The organism is Cytophagales bacterium (assembly GCA_019456305.1).
Classification (GTDB): Bacteria; Bacteroidota; Bacteroidia; order Cytophagales; family VRUD01; genus VRUD01.
Genome location: VRUD01000024.1, coordinates 43953 through 50050 on the forward strand (window position 1 = coordinate 43953; position 6098 = coordinate 50050).

Below are 6098 nucleotides of genomic sequence, written 5' to 3' on the forward strand. Positions count from 1 at the left end.
CTGCACAAGTATTCCTGACATAGCAAGCCGCATTTCATCATTGCTGGCGGCTATAATAGTAGTTGATATAGCTTTGGAGAGTATATCTGACGGAATATTTACCGAACTACCTTCCGAAAATTCCGGTAATTTGGGAAAATCTGTAGCATTTTCACCGGAGAGCTTATATCTTCCATTATCTGAACTCAGCTCTATACCATAGGTATCTTCATCGATGGTAAATGTAACAGGCTGCTCAGGCAGGTTTTGTAATGTTTCTAATAAAATTTTAGCAGGAATAGCAATACTGCCGGGTTCTTTTGCTTCAAGATCAATCTCTGTAGTCATTGAGGATTGCAGATCAGAAGCTGTAGCTTTAAGCAGACCATCTTTAATTTCAAATAAAAAGTTTTCCAGAATCGGAACCACCGGGTTGGGTGCAATAACACCGTTAATGGTTGAGATCCGCTTTAGCAATGCAGAGGAAGAAACTATGAATTTCATAAATATGATATAAAAAAGTGGCGTAAAGGTAAAAATAAATAGACAATTTACAATTCGTAGTTGGCAATTATTGTTAACTACCCTCTCGTACTTGTCAACAGTCAATTGTCTATTGTCTATTGTCAATTGTCAATTGTCAACTGTTTTATTTATCTAGCTTTTTTAACTTCTCAATGAGCTCATTTTGCTCCAGCCTCTTTCTTAACAAGTCATTCGCTACATCAACTTTGCTAATTTCCTTTGATTGAATGTTCATGAACTCATTTTGTTGTATCATTTTTCTTAACAGGTCATTCTCCATGTCAATCTTTTGAGTGTCTTCTGGCAGCGTATAGCCAAATTTAGTTATCAAAATATAATATATCCCAGCCAAACAAGGTAATACAATACCCATCCACTGTAAAAATTCTACTAAATCTTTAATGGCGCCTGAGGCTAATATAAAAAGCATCAGTAAAAACCAAACTATTGCTCCAACAAAACCTATAGTTCCGGTTACGTTGAGCATAAAGCTTTCATTTTTCATAGTTAAAATTTTATTTGATTAGCCGCCAAAAGTAATGTTTATTTTAAAAAACAACAAAAAAAAGATATTTTTTTATAATTTTATTTGGATTATTTGGTATGGGGGTGTATATTTGTGCGTTCTTAATCATAGCCAACTAGACAGTTATGCCACTCATTTATTGGATAGCGGTACTGGTATCAGATTCATACAAGAAATGTTAGGGCATAAATCATTAAGAACCACCGAAAAATACACCCATGTAAGTATGAAAAGCAACTAAGAACATTAAAAATCCCCTGGATGATTTTGACATATAAAAACATACAAACCTCAACATACACAACAATGGTTTGTCGTACATATTCATAAAACATGAACATATAAGTAAGTTATCATCAATTGCTCATTTTTTTTAGAACTATCTGAAAAATAAATTTGTTCCTCATATTCAGTAGTTAGCTGGCATTTAGGTAGATAAGATGAGAACAAATAAGGAACTGAAAGATAAACTAGATAAGATTATCGAAATCATGTCTGATGCAAAAGTGTTAGTTACCGATAGCTATTTCATGCTGGTAACAGATACTTCTGAGAAATTTACTTTGGTTTCACGAGATAAATTCTTAAGAAGAGTTCAATCTTCGCTTTGGAAACTGGCAATAATCGAATTAACAAAGCTCTTTGGTTCGAAAAAGGATAACCTTCGACTTGACTTTTTGATTAGTCAAATGATAAACAATTTCAAAAACTCAGAATGGTCTGCGTATATTTCTAAGGAAGATTTGAATAAACTAAAAGCACTATTGGATAGCTCAGAAACAGCAATCAAAAAGAAGAATTTAAGAGAAATTAGAGATGAGCATTATGCACATACTGATATAACTCCTTCTAATCATATTGATGCAGTAAAGTTTTTTTATGATGATTTTAAGTATCTGATAAATCTTGCTGAGTATATTGTGAATGCGCTAATGAATAAGGTATTTGACGTCTCAGTCAAATTCGTAACATATAACGGGGAAGACGTTAATAATTTCTTAAAACAACACTTGGAATATAGAAAATTGGTTATTATATCAAGATTGAATAAATGAAGAACTAATTATCACCTGGTTGAGTTAGGTACTAAATTAAACCAAGCGATGAGCAGAAAATTTACTTACATACAAGTAAAAACATTTTTCAAAAACAATGGATGTGAACTACTAAGCCCAGAGTATAAGAATAATAGTCAAAAATTAGATTATATATGTTCTTGTGGGAATAGGTATCAAACCAGATTTGCAGATTTTAAGAATGGCTCCAGATGCAAAGAATGTCGATATAAAAGAACCTCTCAAAGTCAAAAGTTTAGCTTTGAATATATAAAACAATTTTTTGAAGATAACAACTGCACATTGTTATCAACTGAATATTTCGGAGTTAATAGAAATCTAAAATATAGATGCAATTGTGGTAAAATTTCGGAAATACAATTTGCAAATTTTAAAAGAGGAGCCAGATGTAAATTCTGCAAAGGCAGTAGAATATCTGAATCCAAAAAATATAAATATATACCATATAATAAAGCTGAAGAAATTACAATTGCTGCTGGGTTGAATAGTAGAAGTGAATGGAAGAAATGGTTCAAATCAATTAAGATAGACGGCTACCCATCGAATCCTCCCAGGGCATATCCAGCCAAGTGGAAAAGTTGGGGTGAGTTTTTAGGAACAGGGACAATTGCAACCTACAACCGAAATTATCGCACTTATTCTGAGGTTAAAAAATTTGCTATTTGTAAAAAATTGAATAGCCAACAAGAATGGAGAGAATATGTAAAAACAAACTGTTTACCCCATGATATACCTCATAATCCCTATCAAGTTTACAAAAACGAGTGGAAAAGTTGGGGTGTATTTTTAGGTACGCAAAATAAAACTCCCAAAATTTTATCTGATAATGAATTAAAAACTATGTTTGCTACAAAGGGAGATATTTTCATCCGTGCCTACTTTGATAAAAATAAAAACAAAATTGTTGAATACAAATGCAAGTGTGGTAATCCCCAAAAACTTCGAGCAAGATTAGATGCGTATTTCAAAGGATTTATTAAATGCAAAGATTGTCGTGTGAAAACCGCAGGTGTTTCTTCGCACGAAAAGACTGTTTATTATTTCCTGAAAGCCAATAAGATAGAATTTTATCAAGAGTATATTTTTAAAGAGTTTATAATTGCGCGTTTTGACTTTTTCATCCCTTGTTACAATTTAATTATTGAAACACACGGCAGACAACATTTTTTTCATAATAAGAGGTTTCATAAAACTGATAAAGCCCTTGAAGTCAGAAAGAAAAAAGATGAACAAAAAAGAAAATTTGCAAAATCTAAGGGTATTAACTATCTCGAAATTCGTTTTGATGAAAATATTTATGAAAAACTTTCATCAACCATCCCCAAAATAGACAATTCGTTTAAGCCAATAATCAATGAAAATGACTTAGATAGATTGCTTTTTGAATCAGATTATTTCACAGACAATATTAAATTTCGCATTTACAATTCTGATAATAAATCTTACTTGGTTTTTACATATTTCAAAAATCTAAAACGACAGAAAACACAAAAAACATTCAATACATATAAAGAAGCAAAAGACATTCTCGAAGATTTAAAACATAAGGATGAAGAAGAAATTTTGAATTGGTTTAATGACAACCGATTAAAAAAATTGATAATCAGCTATCAAAAATCAGCTAATAAATACAAACTTTTTTTAAAAGCATATCCAAAAGAAGGAGGGAAACGAAGAGAATATTATATTAGTCAATTCTCGCATAAATCAACTATAGATAACGTAATAGATGCATTGGACGTAGTGGATAATGGCATAATAAAATATCTCGACAAAACTTATGATATCTTAAGTAACAGCGAACTTATATCGTTAAGAAAAAAACTAAAGGAAAATTGGAAATATGAATAATAACGTTAGCTAACATAACCTAAAAAGCGGTAGGCAGACAAGTAATTGAGATAGTTTATTTTTTCTATTTAACATATATCTCGGTGGACAGAAAAAGTGAGCAACTGATGATAACATCGGGCAGGCTATATGCGGGGAGAAGTGCAATTTGAAAGTTCATCGCAGTTTGCTATCTTTGTGCTGGGGGAAAGGTACGAGGTTTTAAACCCCGCACATAGCCTGCCCTTGGCCGTTATGCCACATATAATTAGACCATGCATATAAACTTATATATTGACACAAATATCTATCTGACATTTTTTCATTTTACAAATGAGGATTTAGAAGAGTTAAAAAAGCTCATTGCTCTCATAAACACAGGAAACATTAAGTTATTCTTACCTGAGCAGACTAAAAATGAGTTTTATAGAAATAGAGAGGTTAAAGTTTCAGACTCGCTTGATAAATTGAGAGCATCTAAATTGAATAATCAATTCCCAAAGATATGTCAAACGTATGATGAGTTTGGCTTAATGAAAAAGGCAATAAAGCAATTTGAGACGAATAAAACTAAACTTCTACAGAAATTGCAACATGATGCTGAAACGGAGACATTAATGGCGGATGATGTTCTTAGTCAGTTACTATCCAAAGCTACCTTTATTGAAACGTCTGTTGAAATTCTAAATTCGGCAATTGTTAGATATGATATAGGAAATCCACCAGGCAAGGATAAATCGTATGGTGATGCAATCAACTGGGAAAGTCTACTTTTTACCATACCACCCCATCAAGATTTATATTTTATTTCAGAGGATAAAGACTATTATTCAAAACTTAATGAAAAAAGCTTTAATAGTTATTTAATTAGAGAATGGAAACAAAAAAAGCAGTCAGAACTATTCTATTTTAAGAGACTAACTGAATTTTTTAAATCACAATATCCAAATATAGAAATATCAAGTGAAACGGAAAAGGATATTATAATTAGAAATTTGATAGAGGCTTATACATTTGATAATGCAAAGAGTGTTATTAGAAAACTAAGGAGTTATGATAACTTCTCTATCAAACAACTTAACGAAATTACAAATGCATTCTCTTCAAATAATCAAATATATTGGATAAAAAATGATTATACTGTTTTAAGTGCTCGACGGGAACTGATTGAAGCAAATTGCGATAAGATTGACCCCGTGTTCTATGATGATTATAAAAGAACATATGAAATAGATTAAATACGTGGCATAACAATGTATAAAAATAATAGCCGAGATAGCAGTAAATTCAAGTGTTGTAGCCCGCTTCAACTTTCTTGTAACTTGATAGGAAAGTGCCACACCATCGGCTACTATTCTTATACTAAACGTTAGCTGTAATGATTCGTTTAAAGGGTGTGCATATTGTATACTTTGATAAAATAACCTTTTTTCACCATCAATTTGTCAAAAACAAAATGTTGTATGGAAACAATTTCATGGGTTTTTCCTACCACTCCAATCATCCGGTCGGGGTTATTTTCTTTATCATAGATGGTAATACTATTACTATTTTGAGCATGAATATCAACAAGCCTGATAATACACAATGGCGTAACCTTGTCAAGCGAATCACGAAAATTTTCTTTTAAGCTACCGAAATAATGTTCTATCTGGATGTTCTTATAATGGTTAAGATAAGATATTAATCTAATTGTATCAAGCCTGACAACGCCCTCTATTTTAAATCCTGCTGAATCAAAAATAATTTCAAAACTGTTTTCAGATTCAGGATAACTTACCGATAAACTTTGAATTGTTCTCAGCGTACTTTGAAACAGCTCCCTGTTTCTCCACTCAATCTCGTAAACATCAAATCTTCCGCTGATGAATCCATTGAAACCGGGTATATGCACCACATAGGGATTTTCCGAACCTTGCATGATAAAATAGGAACCAAGCCAGTCATTGGTATTGCCTCCAACCCAAAAAGTCTTCTGCAATTCACCCTTACTGTATATTTCAACTTTGATGCCTTTGACTGCTATTGTTTTGATAACATTATTTCGCGCTGCTTTTGAAACAGGCCTTTTTACAGTCATTTGGTTCATGGTTTCCAGCAGCATCTTTATCATATCTTTTCTTACAAGATATTTATTATTAATGCTCCATCTGCCGTTTGGT

General features: G+C 32.0%; 5 protein-coding genes and 1 pseudogene. 4 read left to right on the top strand and 2 right to left on the bottom strand.

What is annotated here, in order from left to right; genetic code table 11:
* Together FVQ77_07075 and FVQ77_07080 are read right to left on the bottom strand one after the other, a co-directional pair.
* A partial coding sequence (locus FVQ77_07075; protein ID MBW8050089.1) for a DNA polymerase III subunit beta occupies positions 1-483 on the bottom strand: 483 nt, incomplete at its 3' end.
* A 145-nt stretch (positions 484-628) separates the two neighbouring features.
* Positions 629-1009, bottom strand: coding sequence for a hypothetical protein (locus tag FVQ77_07080; GenBank protein ID MBW8050090.1), 381 nt, complete (start codon positions 1007-1009; stop codon positions 629-631).
* Positions 1010-1043: 34 nt separating this feature from the next.
* Between FVQ77_07080 and FVQ77_07085 the strand changes: the two are divergent.
* The 4 genes and pseudogenes from FVQ77_07085 (at position 1044) to FVQ77_07100 (ending at position 5174) form a co-directional block, all read left to right on the top strand.
* Positions 1044-1308 (top strand): annotated as a pseudogene (locus FVQ77_07085) (tyrosine-type recombinase/integrase).
* A 162-nt stretch (positions 1309-1470) separates the two neighbouring features.
* A complete protein-coding gene (locus FVQ77_07090; GenBank protein MBW8050091.1) occupies positions 1471-2085 on the top strand; it encodes a hypothetical protein in 615 nt (204 codons plus the stop codon).
* A gap of 48 nt (positions 2086-2133) precedes the next feature.
* On the top strand, positions 2134-3957 hold the full coding sequence (locus tag FVQ77_07095; GenBank protein MBW8050092.1) for a hypothetical protein: 1824 nt from the start codon (positions 2134-2136) through the stop codon (positions 3955-3957).
* A 254-nt stretch (positions 3958-4211) separates the two neighbouring features.
* Positions 4212-5174 (top strand): hypothetical protein, encoded by a 963-nt coding sequence (locus tag FVQ77_07100; GenBank protein MBW8050093.1) that lies wholly within the window; start codon positions 4212-4214, stop codon positions 5172-5174.
* The last annotated feature ends 924 nt before the right edge of the window (positions 5175-6098 follow it).

Coding starts and splice junctions, on each gene's coding strand:
- FVQ77_07090 (MBW8050091.1), top strand. CDS start 1,471: ATGAGAACAAATAAGGAACTGAAAGATAAACTAGATAAGATTATCGAA.
- FVQ77_07080 (MBW8050090.1), bottom strand. CDS start 1,009: ATGAAAAATGAAAGCTTTATGCTCAACGTAACCGGAACTATAGGTTTT.
- FVQ77_07095 (MBW8050092.1), top strand. CDS start 2,134: ATGAGCAGAAAATTTACTTACATACAAGTAAAAACATTTTTCAAAAAC.
- FVQ77_07100 (MBW8050093.1), top strand. CDS start 4,212: ATGCATATAAACTTATATATTGACACAAATATCTATCTGACATTTTTT.